18 protein-coding genes and 2 tRNA genes are annotated in these 16,705 nt (G+C 56.6%); 6 read left to right on the top strand and 14 right to left on the bottom strand.

Translation table 11 applies throughout. The features are described 5' to 3' along the window. The first annotated feature begins 34 nt into the window (after window positions 1-34). Entirely contained in the window at window positions 35-751 is a 717-nt protein-coding gene (locus ACFFK0_RS09185) for an N-acetylmuramoyl-L-alanine amidase family protein (protein WP_377469838.1), read from the top strand. Window positions 752-773: 22 nt separating this feature from the next. On the opposite strand, the gene ACFFK0_RS09190 is transcribed toward ACFFK0_RS09185, so the two are convergent. The 6 genes from ACFFK0_RS09190 to ACFFK0_RS09215 all read right to left on the bottom strand — a co-directional run bounded on the left by ACFFK0_RS09190 (window position 774) and on the right by ACFFK0_RS09215 (window position 7,289). Next, on the bottom strand, window positions 774-1,502 hold the full coding sequence (locus tag ACFFK0_RS09190) for a divergent polysaccharide deacetylase family protein (RefSeq protein WP_377469955.1): 729 nt from the start codon (window positions 1,500-1,502) through the stop codon (window positions 774-776). Between the two features lie 210 nt (window positions 1,503-1,712). Continuing rightward, entirely contained in the window at window positions 1,713-2,810 is a 1,098-nt protein-coding gene (gene ispG, locus ACFFK0_RS09195) for a flavodoxin-dependent (E)-4-hydroxy-3-methylbut-2-enyl-diphosphate synthase (protein WP_377469839.1), read from the bottom strand. 116 nt (window positions 2,811-2,926) lie between these two features. Then, window positions 2,927-4,192, bottom strand: a complete 1,266-nt coding sequence (gene clpX / locus ACFFK0_RS09200; protein ID WP_377469840.1) for an ATP-dependent protease ATP-binding subunit ClpX — start codon at window positions 4,190-4,192, stop codon at window positions 2,927-2,929. A 4-nt stretch (window positions 4,193-4,196) separates the two neighbouring features. After that, window positions 4,197-4,793, bottom strand: coding sequence for an ATP-dependent Clp endopeptidase proteolytic subunit ClpP (gene clpP, locus ACFFK0_RS09205; protein WP_377469841.1), 597 nt, complete (start codon window positions 4,791-4,793; stop codon window positions 4,197-4,199). A 148-nt stretch (window positions 4,794-4,941) separates the two neighbouring features. Further along, a complete protein-coding gene (tig, locus tag ACFFK0_RS09210; protein ID WP_377469842.1) occupies window positions 4,942-6,231 on the bottom strand; it encodes a trigger factor in 1,290 nt (429 codons plus the stop codon). A 125-nt stretch (window positions 6,232-6,356) separates the two neighbouring features. After that, complete coding sequence (locus tag ACFFK0_RS09215; protein WP_377469843.1) at window positions 6,357-7,289, bottom strand: hypothetical protein; 933 nt, start codon at window positions 7,287-7,289, stop codon at window positions 6,357-6,359. A gap of 153 nt (window positions 7,290-7,442) precedes the next feature. Here ACFFK0_RS09215 and ACFFK0_RS09220 point away from each other — a divergent pair. Together ACFFK0_RS09220 and ACFFK0_RS09225 are read left to right on the top strand one after the other, a co-directional pair. Then, a tRNA-Gly gene (locus tag ACFFK0_RS09220) sits at window positions 7,443-7,516 on the top strand. A 9-nt stretch (window positions 7,517-7,525) separates the two neighbouring features. After that, window positions 7,526-7,599, top strand: a tRNA-Arg gene (locus ACFFK0_RS09225). 165 nt (window positions 7,600-7,764) lie between these two features. Here the strand turns inward: ACFFK0_RS09225 and ACFFK0_RS09230 are convergent. Beyond that, a complete protein-coding gene (locus tag ACFFK0_RS09230) occupies window positions 7,765-7,929 on the bottom strand; it encodes a hypothetical protein (RefSeq protein WP_377469844.1) in 165 nt (54 codons plus the stop codon). Window positions 7,930-8,059: 130 nt separating this feature from the next. On the opposite strand from ACFFK0_RS09230, the gene ACFFK0_RS09235 reads away from it, so the two are divergent. Next, on the top strand, window positions 8,060-8,311 hold the full coding sequence (locus tag ACFFK0_RS09235) for a hypothetical protein (protein WP_377469845.1): 252 nt from the start codon (window positions 8,060-8,062) through the stop codon (window positions 8,309-8,311). 134 nt (window positions 8,312-8,445) lie between these two features. On the opposite strand, the gene ACFFK0_RS09240 is transcribed toward ACFFK0_RS09235, so the two are convergent. Both ACFFK0_RS09240 and ACFFK0_RS09245 read right to left on the bottom strand, forming a co-directional pair. Then, on the bottom strand, window positions 8,446-8,556 hold the full coding sequence (locus ACFFK0_RS09240) for a DUF4023 family protein (RefSeq protein WP_377469847.1): 111 nt from the start codon (window positions 8,554-8,556) through the stop codon (window positions 8,446-8,448). 60 nt (window positions 8,557-8,616) lie between these two features. Continuing rightward, a complete protein-coding gene (locus ACFFK0_RS09245) occupies window positions 8,617-9,519 on the bottom strand; it encodes a patatin-like phospholipase family protein (protein ID WP_377469848.1) in 903 nt (300 codons plus the stop codon). Between the two features lie 162 nt (window positions 9,520-9,681). Here ACFFK0_RS09245 and asnB point away from each other — a divergent pair, with 162 nt between their 5' ends. After that, window positions 9,682-11,526 carry an asparagine synthase (glutamine-hydrolyzing) gene (gene asnB, locus ACFFK0_RS09250; RefSeq protein ID WP_377469849.1) on the top strand — a complete coding sequence of 615 codons (1,845 nt, stop codon included), beginning with the start codon at window positions 9,682-9,684 and terminating at the stop codon, window positions 11,524-11,526. A gap of 61 nt (window positions 11,527-11,587) precedes the next feature. Here asnB and ACFFK0_RS09255 read toward each other — a convergent pair whose 3' ends face one another. From ACFFK0_RS09255 to ACFFK0_RS09275, 5 genes are all read right to left on the bottom strand, one after another. Next, complete coding sequence (locus ACFFK0_RS09255) at window positions 11,588-12,445, bottom strand: SDR family oxidoreductase (RefSeq protein WP_377469851.1); 858 nt, start codon at window positions 12,443-12,445, stop codon at window positions 11,588-11,590. A 5-nt stretch (window positions 12,446-12,450) separates the two neighbouring features. Then, the gene (locus ACFFK0_RS09260) at window positions 12,451-13,077 is read right to left on the bottom strand and encodes an XTP/dITP diphosphatase (RefSeq protein ID WP_377469852.1); all 627 of its coding nucleotides are present in this window, start codon (window positions 13,075-13,077) and stop codon (window positions 12,451-12,453) included. Beyond that, the gene (gene rph, locus ACFFK0_RS09265) at window positions 13,061-13,864 is read right to left on the bottom strand and encodes a ribonuclease PH (RefSeq protein ID WP_377469853.1); all 804 of its coding nucleotides are present in this window, start codon (window positions 13,862-13,864) and stop codon (window positions 13,061-13,063) included. Before rph ends, ACFFK0_RS09260 begins: the two co-directional genes overlap by 17 nt. Window positions 13,865-14,058: 194 nt before the next feature. Next, window positions 14,059-15,117, bottom strand: a complete 1,059-nt coding sequence (locus ACFFK0_RS09270; protein WP_377469854.1) for a GerMN domain-containing protein — start codon at window positions 15,115-15,117, stop codon at window positions 14,059-14,061. Between the two features lie 130 nt (window positions 15,118-15,247). Then, window positions 15,248-16,210, bottom strand: coding sequence for a phosphatidylglycerophosphatase A family protein (locus ACFFK0_RS09275; protein ID WP_377469855.1), 963 nt, complete (start codon window positions 16,208-16,210; stop codon window positions 15,248-15,250). Window positions 16,211-16,344: 134 nt separating this feature from the next. Between ACFFK0_RS09275 and ACFFK0_RS09280 the strand changes: the two genes are divergently transcribed. Continuing rightward, window positions 16,345-16,704, top strand: coding sequence for an ASCH domain-containing protein (locus ACFFK0_RS09280; RefSeq protein ID WP_377469857.1), 360 nt, complete (start codon window positions 16,345-16,347; stop codon window positions 16,702-16,704). Window position 16,705: the final 1 nt, after the last annotated feature.

The raw sequence follows: 16,705 nt of genomic DNA on the forward strand, positions 1-16,705 counted from the left end.
CCGACTCCATGACGAAAGGAGATGATGGCTTCGGATGATTGTTCGGGCCATGTTCTTCGCGCTGTTGTTCGTTATTTCTATGCTATCCGGTGTAACGGCGGCAGCTCCCGCTGTGCCGGCGGCACCCGATGTGAAAGCGTCCGGCCTGCCTTCCCTGCCGCCTGTCGATGTCATTATCGATGCCGGACACGGAGGAGTCGACGGCGGAGCCGTCTACGGCAGCCTTCTCGAGAAAGACATCAATCTGAAGCTTGCCGTCAAGCTGTATACGTTACTTTCCGGCAAGGGAGTTCATGCCGTTCTGAATCGGACCGGCGATTACGCGTTAAGCGAGGAGAACCGGTGGCTTCGCATTCCAAGCCGGCACAAACGCGACTTGGCGCAGCGAACGGGACTGATTAACGCCTTGCAGCCCCGCCTCGTCGTCAGTATTCATCTTAACGTCGCAAGAAGCTCCTCCAAGCGCGGTCCGCTCATCATCCATCAGCGATCGGAGGCCAGCAGGCAGGCTGCCGCGCTGCTGCAGGAAGCGCTGAATCGCTTCTATGGCACGGGAACGCAGCCCGTGCTGGGCAAAAGCTACTATTTGCTCAACCATTCCATGCGGCCGACCGTCATCGCCGAGCTGGGCTACTTGACCAACGGAGGGGACCGGGCGATCCTGACCGATCCGAAGCAGCAGGACATGCTGCTGGCCGCTTTGGCGTCAGCCATTGAACAAGCGCTGCTGCGGCTCCAAAACGAAGGGTAGCGGGGAATAATCCCGCTACCCTTTAAGATTTCGTCAATTTCGTGACGGGAACAAACGTAACGTTCTTCTGCAGCTCAGGGATCGATTGCTTCAGCACTTCCGCCGTGACGGGCCCCGGAGGTCCGACATGTCCGATAATAATACAGTCGTCCTTCTCTTTCAATTTTTTACGCAGCTTCGCCACTTGGCCGCTCACGTGTTTCGCCGTATAGACATCATCCAAAAACAGCTCGTTCTCCGCATACTTGACTCCGAGCTCTTTGGCGATTTTGCCTGCTACGCTTTTATCGTTTGTCTTACTGTCGAGATAGACGAGCCCCCGTTCTTTGCATACCGTGAGAATTACTCGCATCATGCGCTCGCTGGCTGTCACTTTGGAGCCCATATGATTGTTGATTCCTTCCACGTAAGGAATATCATCGATTGCCGCCTCGATTCTTTGCCGTACTTCTTCATCGCTGAGATCCATCGTAATGGCCCCCGGCCCGAGCCAGCTGCGCTTGCCTTTGCGCGGCTCCATCGGCATATGCAAGAAGACCGGTTTCCCCATCTTATGGGCCAGCTCCGCGTCGCTCTTCGTCGTCGGCAGAAACGGCATGACCGCTGCTGTAAACGGAATCGGGAGCTCCAGCATCTCCTTGGTCCCTTTCATCCCGTTGCCGAAATCGTCGATCACGACCGCTACCTGCTTCTTCGGTATGGCCGCCCCTTCCGGGGGCAGCTCCGTGTCCTGCGGAAGCGCCTTTGCCATTACGATCCCGCTGCCTTCTGCGGCTATTGCCGCTGTCATCAGCAGTGCTGCAGTCAGCCTTTTCAAGCCTCTCATGCCCATCCTCCCCTTGTCGTATAGTTCATAACGTTATGTATTCGTCAACAACAGAGGGTTTATGCAGGAATGCGGATCAGAGCTCACACGTAAAAAAACCGCCGATCTTCCGATCAGCGGTTCATGTTCCTAATATTAATGCTTGCGCCCGGGAATGACGCCGGTTTCTTCGTAAGCCTTGACAATGTTGTCAATCTCTTTCTTCAGCTCGTTCAGCAGATCGGCCTCCGGCACCTTGCGCACCATCTCCCCATAACGGAACAGCATTCCTTCACCGCGGGCGCCGGCAATGCCGATGTCCGCCTCGCGCGCTTCGCCCGGCCCGTTGACGGCACAGCCCAATACGGATACCTTGATCGGCACCTTGATCTTCGAGATGTATTCCTCTACCTCGTTAGCGATCGAGAAGAGATCGATATCCAGCCGTCCGCACGTCGGACACGATACAAGCGTCGCCGCGTTCGTAATTAAGCCGAACGTCTTGAGCAGCTCGCGGGCCACCTTCACTTCTTCCACCGGATCGGCGCTGAGCGAAATGCGTACGGTCGAGCCGATGCCCATATGGAGCAGCGTACCGATGCCTGCCGCACTTTTTACCGTACCCGAGAACAGCGTGCCGGCCTCCGTGATGCCAAGGTGCAGCGGATAGTTGAACGCCGCAGCGGCTTTCGTATAGGCGGCGATCGCCATAGGAACGTCGGAAGCCTTGAGCGAAACGATAATGTCATGAAAATCAAGCTCTTCCAAAATGTTAATATGGAACAGAGCGCTTTCCACCATCGCCTCCGGAGTCGGATAGCCGTATTTCTCCAGCAGGTGATTCTCAAGCGAACCGGCGTTCACCCCGATTCGAATCGGAATCCCCCGTTCCTTGCAAGCTTTGACGACCGCCTCCACCTTCTCTCGGCGGCCGATATTGCCGGGATTGATCCGAACCTTGTCGATGCCGTTCTCAATCGCAGCAAGAGCGAGCCGATGATCGAAGTGAATGTCCGCAACCAAAGGAATATGAATTTGCTTCTTGATTTCCTTGATGGCGTCCGCCGCTTCCTGATTGTTCACCGTAACTCGTACGATTTGACAACCCGCTTCCTCCAGCCGCAAAATTTCCGCAACCGTCGCTTTGACATCCGCCGTCTTCGTCGTGCACATGCTTTGGATAATTACGTCGTTGCTTCCTCCGATCGTGAGGTCACCTACACGGACCGGCCTCGTCTCAGTACGATGGAACATCGGTTGATCTCTCCCATGAACCCAAACATCCTCCGCTCCGCCAGCGCTGCAAGCGCCAGGCAGATTGGAGGCTGTCGGAATTTATATATTCGTTGTTATGCTGCTTTGTTTAAACCTTAAGCGGACTCTTCCTTCTTCTTACCGCCAGCCTTCTCGTCTTTCGTACCAAGCACCGGCGCGATGGAGTCGTTGACGACTTCCTTCGTTACGACGCAATTGGTAACGTCCGTGCGGGAAGGAACTTCAAACATGACATCGAGCATGATCTTCTCGATAATGGCGCGCAGTCCGCGGGCTCCGGTATTGCGCTTAATCGCTTCCTTCGCAATGGCGTCAAGCGCTTCGCTGTTGAATTCCAGCGCGACGTTGTCCATTTCGAGCAGCTTCTGATACTGCTTCACAAGCGCGTTGCGCGGCTCGGTCAAGATGCGGACGAGTGCAGCTTCGTCGAGCGGCTCCAGCGTCGAAATGACCGGCAGACGGCCGACGAATTCCGGAATCAAGCCGAATTTCAGCAGATCCTCCGGCAATACCATCGACAAATATTCGCCCGGCTTGAGATCCGTCTTCGAGCCGTCCATCGAGAAGCCGATGACCTTCTTACCGATCCGGCGCTTGATAATTTGTTCCAGACCGTCGAACGCACCGCCGCAGATGAACAGAATGTTCGTCGTGTCGATCTGGATGAATTCCTGATGCGGATGCTTGCGGCCGCCTTGAGGAGGAACGGATGCAACCGTGCCCTCCAAAATTTTCAGGAGCGCCTGCTGTACGCCTTCGCCCGATACGTCGCGAGTAATTGAAGGGTTCTCGGACTTGCGGGCTACTTTATCGATCTCGTCGATGTAAATGATGCCGCGCTCGGCCTTCTCCACATCGTAGTCGGCAGCTTGAATCAGCTTCAGCAAAATGTTCTCGACGTCTTCGCCGACATAGCCGGCTTCGGTGAGCGACGTTGCGTCGGCAATGGCAAACGGAACGTTGAGAATCTTCGCCAGTGTCTGCGCCAGCAGCGTCTTACCGCTGCCTGTCGGTCCGAGCAGAAGGATGTTGGACTTCTGCAGCTCGACGTCCTCCAGCTTGCTTTGGGAATTAATGCGTTTGTAGTGATTGTATACAGCAACGGAAAGCGACTTCTTCGCTTGATCCTGACCGATGACATACTGGTCGAGAATGCCGCGAATTTCTTTCGGCTTCGGAACGTCCTTCAGATCGAGCTCTTCCTCGTGACCGAGCTCCTCTTCGACGATTTCCGTGCACAGCTCGATACATTCGTCGCAAATATATACGCCGGGACCGGCCACCAGCTTACGAACTTGATCCTGCGACTTACCGCAGAACGAGCACTTCAGCTGACCTTTTTCATCGTTGAATTTAAACATCGGATCACCCCTTAATCAATTGGTCTCTAGTGATGACCTCGTCGATCAAACCGTATGCCTTAGCCTCTTCGGCGCTCATGAAGTTGTCGCGGTCGGTGTCGCGCTCGATCTTCTCGTAAGGCTGAGACGTATGATGAACGTAAATATTGTTGAGCTTTTCTTTCGTCTTGATAATCCAATCGGCGTGAATCTTAATGTCTGCGGCTTGCCCGCGAACACCGCCGAGCGGCTGGTGAATCATAACTTCGCTGTTCGGCAGCGCGAAGCGCTTGCCTTTGGCCCCGGCCGTTAACAGCAAGGAGCCCATGCTTGCAGCCATACCGACGCAAATGGTCGATACGTCCGGCTTGATGAACTGCATCGTATCGTAAATGCCTAATCCCGCCGTAACCGAACCGCCGGGCGAGTTGATATACAAACTGATATCCTTGTCGGCGTCTTGAGCCGCCAAGAACAAGAGTTGGGCAATGACAAGGTTGGCCACGTCATCGTCAATGGCGCTTCCGATGAAGATAATTCTATCCTTCAACAACCGCGAATAAATGTCGTAGGAACGCTCGCCGCGGGCCTCTTGCTCCACTACCATAGGGATAAGACTCATGGTACCAACTCCTTTGCATAGCTTGCTTCGTTGCTTCAATCATTGTAACAGATTTATGACCCAATGTCATATTCAGGGGATGCAGCAGGGTAAAACAAAGGCACGCGCTTATGCATACGTGCCTTGTACCCTTTTTTATTCCTTATGCTTAGACTTGCTTGGCGTTCGCAACAAGGAAGTCAACCGTCTTGCGTGCGACGATGTCTTGCTTCAGGCCTTCGATGTTGCCGTTCGCTTCGACAACCGCGCGGATTTCCTCTACCGAACGCTGCATGCTGTCGGCGATTTTTTGAATCTCCGCGTCAACGTCCGCATCCGAAGCTTCAATGTTTTCCGCCTTGGCAATCGCCTCAAGCACGAGATTGTTGCGGACGCGCTTTTCTGCGTCGCCGCGCATTTGTTCCTTCAGAGCTTCTTCGTTCTGGCCGGAGAACTGATAGTACAGGTCCAGCGTCATGCCTTGCGAACGAATACGGCGCTCGAATTCGCGCAGCATTTGACCGATTTCGGTTTCGATCATGGCAGCCGGAATTTCCACATCAGCGTTAGCGGCAGCCTTCTCAACGACTTCCGTCTCCAGTGCGGTTTGCGCGCTTTCCTTCTTGCGATCTGCCAGCCGGCTCTTGATGTCCTGCTTATACTCGTCCAGCGTATCGAATTCCGATACGTCCTTCGCGAACTCGTCGTCCAGCTCAGGCAGCACCTTGCGCTTGATGTCGTGAAGCTTCACTTTGAAGGTCGCCGCCTTGCCCTTCAGCTCTTCGGAGTGGTAAGCTTCCGGGAACGTTACTTCGATATCCTTCTCTTCACCCTTCTGCATGCCGACCACTTGGTCTTCGAAGCCAGGGATGAACGAACCGGAACCGAGCTCCAGGGAATACTTCTCCGCTTTGCCGCCTTCGAACGCTTCGCCGTTCACAAAGCCTTCGAAATCGATGACCGTTACGTCGCCGTTCTGAGCCGCGCCTTCTTCAACCGCTGTCAACTCGGCGTGGCGCTGCTGCTGACGACTCAGCTCAGCCGCTACGTCCTCGTCGGACACTTCGCTGTCCTGGGCAGCTACTTCAAGGCCTTTGTATTCGCCCAGCGAAACTTCCGGCTTCACAACGACCTTCGCCTTGAACTTCATCGGCTGGCCCTTTGCGAACTGCTCGATGTCCACTTCAGGACGGTCGACCGGCTCGATGCCCGCTTCTTCAACCGCTTGTACGTAAGCTTCCGGCAAAATAATATCGATCGCGTCCTGGTACAAGCTCTCCACACCGAAGCGGCGCTCGAACATTTGACGCGGCACTTTACCTTTACGGAAGCCCGGTACGTTTACGCGAGCTACGACTTTCTTGAACGCTTTATCCAGAGCGGAAGCGACCTGCGCCTCGTCTACTTCGACCTCGAGGACCCCTACGTTCTTCTCTATCTTTTCCCAAGTTGCTTTCATTTTATGCTTTCCCCTCCAAAAATTGTACACTGACATGGATTCACGTGCTGAGGCTATGCGTTCGGCTTGTCCGATCGTTTTGCCATAATTATAACCATTATAGTATATCACAAAACATTCCGATTTCAATAACGGCCCGGCAAAACGGGCAGCATGATACGGCTGAACCTCTTAAGCTCCTTGTAGGCCTCGTCCCAGTGCGTCTGCAGCACCGCGGTGATCCCGTACAATTCGGCAAGTTCCGCCGTATCGGCTTCTCCGAATACTGTCTCCAGCAACAGCCTGTGCAGCGCCGCCGCCCATGCGTCGACGGCTCCTTCCTTATCCGCTCGGACAATCGTCTTGTAGAGCTCGGTACCGTAGCTGTAGGCCAGAAACTCCAGCCAGGTTTGCCGGGCGAAATAAGGAAAATCCGGCAATCCGATGTCGCTGATCTCTTCGACCCTCGAAATAATGTCGCGGACAGGCTCCGGGAACTCGTCCAGGCTGCCCGGCGTTTCCTCGATGTCAACGCTATGAACGGCGCCGAGCTTCGGGAACCGGGCCGCTCCCTTGACGCCTCGTTTCTTAAGCGTTTGCAGCGCCTTAAACTGCACCATCGGATGCGCTTCCGTCTCCGCCAGCCAGTCCAAAATCACCGCATCGCCTTCCTCCGTATCCGTGAATGTTAGCTGCTCCAGCGCCATCAGCTGCCGCTCCGGCGAAGCCGAGGCACGCAGCAGTTCGATCAGCTGCAGCCCATAGGAGCGATCGCCGCCGCTGCGGTTTGCGACGTACTGCCTAACGAATTGCTCCTCGTCTTCCGCGTCTTCGGCGCTATCCGTGCCGGAGCTTTCCGCACCGGCAAATCCCGTCTCGGGAAACATCGTCTGAAGCCAGCTGAGCAGCGCGAGCCATTCTTCCTCTTTAGCCGGCCCGCCGCCTTCGCAAGAGCTGAGGAATTGCAGCAGGCGAACGGCTTCCTCGTACCGCTCCGCTTCTAAATATTTGGTTAATTCCCGTTCATAATGAGCAATTGTTGCCGGAAGCAAGATCACGTTATTGGATGTCGGTTCCAACCTTCCACCTCCCGGGTCTTGATGGGACAAGCATCAAGAACGCGTACATTGCCAATCAGTGTACCGGATTCGAGACGAGAAAGCAAAACCCCGCCCAAATGACATGTTGATTTTCTCGCTGGCGTATGCTATAGTAGTCAACGCATCAAAAATGCGGGTGTAGTTCAATGGTAGAACTCCAGCTTCCCAAGCTGGCGGCGTGGGTTCGATTCCCATCACCCGCTCCAACGCGTCCTGTCCCAGTAGCTCAGCTGGATAGAGCACTCGCCTTCTAAGCGAGTTGTCGGGGGTTCGAGTCCCTCCTGGGACGCGTTTCATTTTACATACTGCGAATGATGAACAACCTAGCCGGCAGCGGCTAGGTTTTTTTGACGAAACTTGCGTCCGTTGAACGTACGTTTTGCAGCGGAACACCCAAACCTGTTTTTGAATCATCTCCAAAATGAATAAACCGCCCCGAGGGGCGGTTTTATTCTCAGTCGGATGTGCGGGGATCCGTGATCCCCGGACCGGAGAAAGGCTCTTCAACCGTTTGCTTGGAATCGCGCGTTTTGTGCAGGTTGACATTGCCCGCTTGCGTCGTCCCCAGCTCCGAGATTTCGTCCATCGCCGGGTTGTCCGTGCGTTTCTTAGCATCCACTTGACTCGACCTCCTTCTCAAATAGTCGACATACCTCGGTAGTATATGCAATTTTTGCCGCGGCCCATGTGTAAACCGCCCCTTCCCGATGTAAACTACAGGCAGGACGAAACGAAAGGGGAAGCCGAGTATGGATGAAAAAGATCAGCTGGAAGCACGCATGCTGGAGACGTTAAGCGAAGAAAAGCTGTCCGCGGAGGAGCCCGAGGAAGCCGCACGGGAGCGGCTGCGTCCGCGTTATGAAATCCGCATAACCGCGGCAACCGACCCCATTGTAGAGGAAACCCGCAAATACCGGAGCATGGCCGAAGAAATCGACGGGCGCTATGACGACTATATGCGCAGGGCGGAGAAGGCCACTCAGCGTCCGGACAAACAGTGAAGAAGCGCTTCGAAGCGCAGTCCGCTTATTATGGGATGACCCCGGAAGCTCAATTCGCATAGGGAAATATGGCGTAACAAAGCCTGCCCGTCAACTCGACGCGGCAGGCTTTTCCATGCAAAATCTATTCCGCTTTAGTGCTTGCTCGGAAGCCTTTTCTCAGGGTGCTTGTTGCCGGACACGGCTTGATTGCGCTGCGCTTTCACCTGTTTGTCGTGCAGCTTGCTGATAAAATGGCTGTCCATCCGAAGCCCTCCCTCAGAAGAATAGTTTTGCTTCAATATTGTGTCCGGGGAAGCACTTCATTAATGGAGCACCAGCGAGGGAACCATTGGCTCGGCCATTGCCGGCAGCTCCAAGTCCGGGATCAGCGCTTCGCGGATGCGGCCCATGCTGTTCTTGGCATACCGGTAGCCGTCTTCGATGCAGGAAGTCGTTTGGCGAAAATCAAGCATACCGACTCTTCCGGCTCCGTCCGGCTGAAGCAGCACGTCCGCTTGGGCGCATGTCTGTTTGACTTGCATCGACAGCTGAATGCTCACGATTCGGCCAAGCATATTGATCATGGAGTCGTAAGACGTTTCCTGATGCTCGATATTCGTCAAATCGACGGCGATGATCTTGTCCGCGCCAAGCGCCCGCGCTTCTTCCACCGGACAATTGTTCAGGACGCCGCCGTCGACGAGCAGCCGTTCGCCGAACCGGTACGGCTGAAAGAGCAGCGGTATGGAGCAGCTCGCCATGACGGCGTCCGCCAGACGAAAATCGTTAATCTGCTCACGGCCGGGCAGCTCGCCGCTGAGCGGCTGCGTCGCAAATACGACCTGCTTCACGCCTTTGAGATCGGCTGCGACGAAGGCCGCGGGCCGCTGCGCGTCGGCACCGGTCCCGCCTCCCGTCTTGGAGAAGACGAAGTCGTACAGCTTTTTCCCTTTCGCGAGGCCCTGCAGCTTCACCTTATTGCCGCGGAGCAGCTTGCGGAATACGGCCGCTATATCGTAATCCAGCATTTTCGGCGTAATTTCGGACACCATCCCGAGCATTTGCCGCGTGGAATACCCGTACGCATACAGAGCGGCGATTAAAGCGCCGGAGCTCGTTCCCGTAACGCAATGAATGTCGAAGCCCGATTCCTCCAGCGCCATCAAGACGCCGAGATGAGCACAGCCGGCAATACCGCCGCCGCCAAGCGCCAGTCCGATCTTCATTCGGTGTCACCCTCTCTTCGGCTCGTACCCGTTACTATGCGTTTCGCTTCCTGCAAATATTCAGGCTGCGGTGCGGACGGCATGGACAGACATTTTCCGCCAGCCATGCGCATACCCTTAAATCATCGTGCAATGCACCTTCTGGGAAAGGGATGAACGTCAATGTGCGGAATCACGGGATGGATCGATTGGCGAAAAGACTTGACACAGTACCCGTCCGTTCTCGTCAACATGACGGAAACGCTCGTGGCACGCGGACCGGATGCTTCCGGCACATGGATTACGCAGCACTGCGCTCTCGGGCATCGCCGGCTCAGCGTCATGGACCCGGAGAACGGGGCCCAGCCGATGGTACGCAAGGTGGGGGACGCTACGTATACGGTCGTCTATAACGGCGAGCTCTATAACGCTCCTGAATTGAAAAGGGAGCTGGAGCAGCGCGGCCACCACTTTAAAACAACATGCGATACGGAAGTGCTGCTGGCCGCTTTCATCGAGTGGGGCCGCGCTTGCGTTGACCGATTTAACGGAATTTTTGCGTTTGCCGCCTGGGACGATACGGAGCAGACGTTGTTTCTCGCCCGCGACCGGCTCGGGGTAAAGCCGCTCTTCTATGCGCAGGCGGACGGCGCCTTCCTGTTCGGCTCGGAGCCGAAGTCGATACTGGCGCATCCCGACATGAAAGCGGAGATCGGCCCCGAGGGACTGGCGGAAATATTCGCGGTTGGACCGGCAAGAACGCCGGGGCACGGCATCTACCGCAATATGGCCGAACTGAAGCCGGGCCATTTCATGATCGTCGACCGGAGCGGTACGAGTATCCGCGCATACTGGAAGCTCGAAAGCAAGCCGCATACGGATGACATCGATGCAACTGCGCGGACAGTTCGGGAGCTGCTGCAGGATACGGTAGTGCGCCAGCTCGCCTCCGACGTGCCGGTCTGTACGCTGCTGTCCGGAGGGCTCGACTCCTCCGCCTTGACGACGCTGGCAGCCAATTATTACAAGGAAACCGGCACAGGGGTTTTGCACACGTACTCCGTCGACTACAAGGACAACGACAAGCACTTCAAGGCGAACGCCTTCCAGCCGAACGCCGACGCGCCGTGGATTCAGCGGATGAGCGATTTCCTCGGCACCAATCATACGTACGTCGAGTTCGATACGCCGGAGCTTGTAGAATCGTTGAAGTCCGTCGTGCTGGCGCGCGATACGCCGGGTATGGCGGATGTCGACGGTTCGCTCTTGCTGTTTTGCCGCGAGATCAAGAAGGGCGCTACCGTGGCGATTTCCGGCGAGGCGGCGGACGAAGTGTTTGGCGGTTACCCTTGGTTCCATCGCGAAGATGCGCTGAATGCCTCGACGTTTCCTTGGTCGCTGGCGCTGAACGACCGCGTCGGCTTGCTGAATGCCGATTTTGCGGATTGGATCAAGCCTGCCGACTACGTATCCCGCCGCTATCGCGAAGCGCTGGGCGAAGTGCCGCGCCTTGCCGGCGAGACGGCGCAGCAAAACCGGATGCGCGAGATGTCGTATCTCAACATCACGCGCTTCATGCCGACCCTGCTGGACCGGAAGGATCGGATGAGCATGGCTGTCGGCCTCGAGGTCCGCGTACCGTTCTGCGACCACAGACTCGTCGAGTACGTATGGAACGTGCCATGGGAAATCAAGACGGCCGGCGACCGCGAGAAGGGCATCCTGCGCCGCGCCTTGAAGGGGATATTGCCGGACGATGTGCTGACTCGCAAAAAGAGCCCGTATCCGAAAACCCACAACCCGGCCTATGCGGCAGCAGTTCGCCAATGGGTGCTGGAAATTCTCGACGATTCCGCATCGCCGCTGCACCAATTCATCGACGTACCGAAAATTCGCAGCCTCGCGGAGTCGACCGACGAAACCTTCAATCTGCCGTGGTTCGGCCAGCTTATGAACGGTCCGCAGATGTTCGCTTATTTAGGCCAAGTGGATCATTGGCTTCGGACCTACAAAGTATCGATTCGTTAAGCAAAATAACCACAAAGCCGTCTCAGCCAGCGTGCATGCTGCTGAGACGGCTTTTGTTTGTTTAGCGCCAATAGTCGGCATAATCTTGTACGTACTGTTCAAGCGTCGCCGGCTTGCGGCCGAGCAGATGCTCCAGCTCCGGGGTGACCCGCTTGGCAAGGCCGAGCTTTGTCGTAAAGTAAAGAGTGATCATGACGTTGACATGTTCGCGGGGCATACCGCGGCGTACCATCTCTCGGCGGAATTGGCCGGCCGACGGATTGGAATATGTAACGATGCGGCCCAACACCCGGGTGAAAATGGCGGCGGCTTCTTCATAGGTAAGAGCTTCGGCGCCGGTCAGCGTATAGGAACGATTCGCGTGGAGCTCCGGAGACAGCATCGCAAGAGCCGCCGCTTCCCCGACATCCCGGGCGTCTATGAAAGATACGGGCGCTTTGCCGGCCGGAATGAAAATATCGCCGCGGTCCCGAATATCGGTGCGGTGAATCGTATTGAGATTCTGCATAAAGAAGCTCGGACGCAGGAACGTAAACGGAATGCCGGAATTGCGCACGTACTTCTCGATCCGGTAATGAGGCGGCAGCGGGTTGCGCTCGATGCCGAGCAGCGACAGGAACACGATATGCTTCACGCCGCGTTCTTTGGCGCGCACGATCAGCGGAAGCATCGGATTCGGATCGGCAAGGCTCGGCGGGCGGATCAGAAACAAGCCGCTGATGCCCTGCAGCGCATCGTCGAACGTCGATTCATCCAAATAATCGAACCGGACCAGCTCGGCCTTCGAGCCCCAGCGGTGCGCCGCCTTGCCCGTATTCGTCACCGCGCCGCGTACGCTGCAGCCTCTGGCGATGAGATGTTCGGCGACATGCTCTCCGACATTGCCGGTTATCCCCGTCACCAGCATCGTTGCTTCCATGCAGCTCACTCCTCCCAGAACGAGATCAATTGGCGAAGCGCTTTAGCCCTATGACTGATGCGGTTTTTGTCCTCCGGCGCAAGCTCGGCCAGCGTCGCCCCAAAGTCCGGTAAATAAAAATGCGGATCGTAGCCGAACCCGTGCAAGCCGCGCGCATCGGCCACGATATAGCCCTCGCAGGCTCCTTCGGCCTGAAGGACGCGCCCGCCGGGCTCCACGTAGGCAAGAGCGCAAACGAAGCGCGCTGCGCTCAGCAGCGGCTGCTGACCGTCCGTCCCGGCTTGGCTGCCGAGCCGCCGCAGCTCGGCGATCAGCTTCGCATTGTTGGCCGAGTCGTCGGACGGCTCGCCGGCGTAACGTGCCGAATACACTCCGGGCGCACCGCCGAGCGCATCGACGCAAAGACCGGAATCGTCCGCGAGCGCCGGAATGCCGTAACGGTCGACGACAGCTCTGGCCTTAATAAGCGCGTTAGCGGCGAACGTATCGCCGTCCTCGACGATATCCGGCAGCTCCGGGTAGTCGGCCAGCGTCTGCACCTCGATGCCCAGCGGCGCGAACATCGCGGCAAACTCTTTGGCCTTACCCCGATTCTTCGTTGCGACAATAATGGTGCTAGTCTCTGGCCGCATGATGCACGCTCTTTCCGGACGGCGTCCGCAGCTTCGCCGCTTCCCCGGCCGCTTCGATCTTCTCGGTAATCGAACCGAGCACCCGCTTCTGCTCTTCGATCGCGCTCTGGATGCCGAGCTCGGCGAGCAGCAGCAGCTCGTCGAGCTCGCTGCGGTCGAACGGCGACTCTTCGCCCGTGCCCTGCACCTCGACGAACTTGCCCGCCCCGGTCATGACGACGTTCATATCCACCTTGGCGCTCGAATCCTCTTCATAGTTCAGATCAAGACAAGGCTTGCCGTTCACGACACCGACGCTGACGGATGCAAGAAAATCGGTCAGCGGGTAGCGGGGCAGGTTGCGCTCCTTGGACAGCTTCTCAATCGCAAACGCGAGTGCGATGAAAGCGCCCGTAATCGAGGTCGTCCGCGTACCGCCGTCGGCTTGGATGACGTCGCAGTCCAACGTGATGGTGCGCTCTCCGAGGGCCTCCAAATCGACGACGGCGCGCAGCGCGCGGCCGATAAGTCGCTGAATTTCCATCGTGCGCCCGCCCAGCTTCCCCTTGGCCGCTTCCCGCTGGTTACGGACTTGCGTTGCGCGCGGCAGCATCGAGTACTCGGCGGTTACCCAGCCGCTCCCCTTGCCTTTCAAAAAAGGCGGAACGCGTTCCTCCAGCGTAGCGGTGCAAATGACCTTCGTGTCTCCCGCTTCGATCAGCACGGAGCCTTCGGCATGTTTATTGTAATGGGGCGTTATCGTAATCGGACGCAGCTGATCCTGTGCCCGGCCGTCGTTTCTCGTCACGGCTTGCTCTCCTCTCAATGGTACCATCGTCCTGTAGTTCTTTCTCATTGTAGCAAAGCGTGAACGGAAAATCGACTTGCCGGGCCGATCATAAAACAACGCCCCGCGCCTTTCCCGGCGGAAGGCACCGGGGAAAATCGCAGGACGCTGGCTGATATGGCGGCGAAAACGGTCGGTAATAAAGCGGGCTGTCTTTACATTTTCACCGGATTGAGATGATCGGGACGGCTGACCGGGCTGCTGTATATCTTCTGATCGTTTGACGTAAACTTGACGTTCCCGTTCACCTGGATTTGTACCTTCGAAGCGACGGTGTTCTCCGTCAGGGACAGCACGACCGCCTGCAGCGCTTCCGCCGGAGCCTTCTGATCTTCGCCCAGCAGCTTCTCCGAGAAGTTGACCGTCGCTACATCGCCATCGATCTTAATGTCGCTCTTCAGCTCCAGCGTCGATGTCAGCGCCGAAATCAGCCCTTTGCTCTCGGATTCGCCCGGGCCTTGAATAAGCTGGTCGACGACGGCCTTCGCAATATTATCCGTACGCTCGATCAGCCGTGTAACCGGTACATAGTAGTGGTAATCCGGATTTTCCTGGTTGAGGAAATACAGCGTAACCGGCGTGGAACGGCCGTAATCGACCCCCTGCCCCTTCTGGAGGTTAATGCCCATCGCCCGCGACAGCGGCTCGTCAATCGGCGTCCCGTCCTGCGGCATTTCCTTAACGACGGCTCCCTGCACCTTGATCTGCACCTGCTCGATCTCCGGGAAGCCGGTCAGCGTCCACGTAATCGCTTCGAGCATTTTACGCTCATCCTGCGGATTATAATCAACGAACTCCTTCGAGAAATCGACGGTTGCGATCTTGTCTTTCACATCCATGGTCAGCTTCGTACCTTTCGGCAGCGGCGCCGTGAAGCCTTCCGGCAGCAATCCGGAGACCGGTCCGCCATCCACCATATACTGCAGCGCCTGTGTCGCTACGGCTGTCGTTTTCGGCAGCGCAAGCGTAACCGGAGCGATGAAGCCATAGGAGTCCTTCAAATATACCGTCGTTTGCTGCGCATCCTTCACTTCGGTCGGCTTCGCCGAAACGGCGACCGCTTGTCCGCCTGCATTAGCGGACGTTTCGTACCCTGCCGGCGGAGGATCGATGGACAATTTGTTACCCGACCCCAGCAGCGAACAGCCTGTAGAGAGAATGACGATCGCCCCCGTTACAGCGCCCCAACCAATCCATTTGTACGATAATTTCATGACTAGTTCCTCCTCGGTTCCGTGGTAGTACATGCTTATGACGGACTCGTCCGAGGTAGAACCGGCAAGATCGATGTTTGCAAAAAAAATAACCGCCGGCTCTTATTGGGGACCGGCGGCGGTTTACGTTTTATTTTAACGGCTTGCTGTATTTCGGCGTGTTGTTGTGGGCGAGACGGCCGCAGGCGGCGGCAGCGATGCCGCAGACGATGTCGTCGATGAACGTATTGCAGACGCCCTCTTCATGGTTGCTGTCCAATTGGGAAATGACGCCCGGCTTCGATTTGTCCAGATAACCGAAGTTCGTCAAGGCAATCGTCCCGTACAGCAGCGGGATCGCGGAAGCTACGCTTTCGTCCACGCCAAACAGCCCTTCGTCTTGCCCTACCGTGTGATTGTACTGCGCGCTGAATTCGCCCCGCTCGACAGCCGTATCGATCTTGATCGCGAGCTGGATCGCATGATACGTTTGCTGCTTGCGCAGCACTCCCAGCACATGGTCCTCGCACAGCTGCCGATCCATATCGGGATTGTACGGCCGCTGCAGCGAATCGACGATATCGACGATTTCCGAGAGCTGCACGCCGCGGGAAGCCAGCAGCGCAATATTCGACTCGGTATAATCCGTCTTTACATTATCCGAAATAACGACGCTGGCCGTTGAAGCGACGATCGCACATATTCCTTTGGACAAAAAGAACTTGGGCCGCTTGTGCGGGAAGAAGATGCGAAACTTGCAGTCCACGAAGCCGAACAGCGAAATCGCGCCGCTGCCGTACATGCCGCAGATCGACATCGCCATCGTCCGGTGAACGTTATAGGAAGGATCCTTCATGCTGGCGAGCAGCTCCGGATCGTGCTTAACCTTTTTGTCGAGCTCCAGCAGCGTCGTCATCACGTTATACGTTTCCGTCTTGCTGAGCACGCCGAGCAGCGTCTCGGAGATCGATTCGGTCGGGATTTTCTTAATGCCCTTCACTTCAACGAGCAGCCTGGCGACCGCTTCCTCCAAGATGGCTTGCGGGTAGGCGCGGAACAGCTCCTCGCGAAAGTCTCGAAATATTTCGGCTTTGTCTCTCAGAAAGCTTCTCATGGCGATCCCGGCCCCCTCATGGTGTTTATCTTATTATAGCATAACCCCGGAGCTCCAGCCTCCCGTTTGGGAATCGCTGACGGTTCGGATATAATATGGTGAGCCGTAATTCTTATTCGAAAGAAGGTATTCTAATGAACGATATACAAGACCTGCAGCCGGAGGGGCAGCTGCCCCCGAAAACATGCTCCGTCGACCGGCTGGTCACGAAGGAATCGGAAGTCTCCAAAGTTCTTGACGGGCTGAAAACGGCGACGAGGCGCAACGGCCGGTATGCCGACGTCGGAGAAATCATGGATCTGCAAGGCCAGCGCTTCGAAATTACAAAGGTGTACCGTCAGTCGCTCGGCGAGCTGACGGACGAGCATGCGCGGCAGGAAGGCTATGCGAACGTCGACGCATACCGGGACAGCATCCTCGCGATGCACCCCGGAATGCCGTGGCTGCCGCACATGAAAGTATGGGTTCATGAATTCAGAAAGGTAAGCGAGTAGA

It is taken from the genome of Paenibacillus chartarius (genome assembly GCF_042432825.1).
GTDB lineage: Bacteria > Bacillota > Bacilli > Paenibacillales > NBRC-103111 > Gordoniibacillus > Gordoniibacillus chartarius.

What these genes read in the sequence shown, in the direction of transcription:
- clpX (WP_377469840.1), bottom strand. Translation starts at nt 4,192, where the DNA reads ATGTTTAAATTCAACGATGAAAAAGGTCAGCTGAAGTGCTCGTTCTGC.
- ACFFK0_RS09190 (WP_377469955.1), bottom strand. Translation starts at nt 1,502, where the DNA reads ATGGCAAAGGCGCTTCCGCAGGACACGGAGCTGCCCCCGGAAGGGGCG.
- ACFFK0_RS09270 (WP_377469854.1), bottom strand. Translation starts at nt 15,117, where the DNA reads ATGAAATTATCGTACAAATGGATTGGTTGGGGCGCTGTAACGGGGGCG.
- ACFFK0_RS09275 (WP_377469855.1), bottom strand. Translation starts at nt 16,210, where the DNA reads ATGAGAAGCTTTCTGAGAGACAAAGCCGAAATATTTCGAGACTTTCGC.
- ACFFK0_RS09245 (WP_377469848.1), bottom strand. Translation starts at nt 9,519, where the DNA reads ATGAAGATCGGACTGGCGCTTGGCGGCGGCGGTATTGCCGGCTGTGCT.
- tig (WP_377469842.1), bottom strand. Translation starts at nt 6,231, where the DNA reads ATGAAAGCAACTTGGGAAAAGATAGAGAAGAACGTAGGGGTCCTCGAG.
- ACFFK0_RS09255 (WP_377469851.1), bottom strand. Translation starts at nt 12,445, where the DNA reads ATGGAAGCAACGATGCTGGTGACGGGGATAACCGGCAATGTCGGAGAG.
- ACFFK0_RS09240 (WP_377469847.1), bottom strand. Translation starts at nt 8,556, where the DNA reads ATGGACAGCCATTTTATCAGCAAGCTGCACGACAAACAGGTGAAAGCG.
- clpP (WP_377469841.1), bottom strand. Translation starts at nt 4,793, where the DNA reads ATGAGTCTTATCCCTATGGTAGTGGAGCAAGAGGCCCGCGGCGAGCGT.
- ACFFK0_RS09185 (WP_377469838.1), top strand. Translation starts at nt 35, where the DNA reads ATGATTGTTCGGGCCATGTTCTTCGCGCTGTTGTTCGTTATTTCTATG.
- ACFFK0_RS09260 (WP_377469852.1), bottom strand. Translation starts at nt 13,077, where the DNA reads ATGCGGCCAGAGACTAGCACCATTATTGTCGCAACGAAGAATCGGGGT.
- ispG (WP_377469839.1), bottom strand. Translation starts at nt 2,810, where the DNA reads ATGTTCCATCGTACTGAGACGAGGCCGGTCCGTGTAGGTGACCTCACG.
- ACFFK0_RS09235 (WP_377469845.1), top strand. Translation starts at nt 8,060, where the DNA reads ATGGATGAAAAAGATCAGCTGGAAGCACGCATGCTGGAGACGTTAAGC.
- asnB (WP_377469849.1), top strand. Translation starts at nt 9,682, where the DNA reads ATGTGCGGAATCACGGGATGGATCGATTGGCGAAAAGACTTGACACAG.
- ACFFK0_RS09280 (WP_377469857.1), top strand. Translation starts at nt 16,345, where the DNA reads ATGAACGATATACAAGACCTGCAGCCGGAGGGGCAGCTGCCCCCGAAA.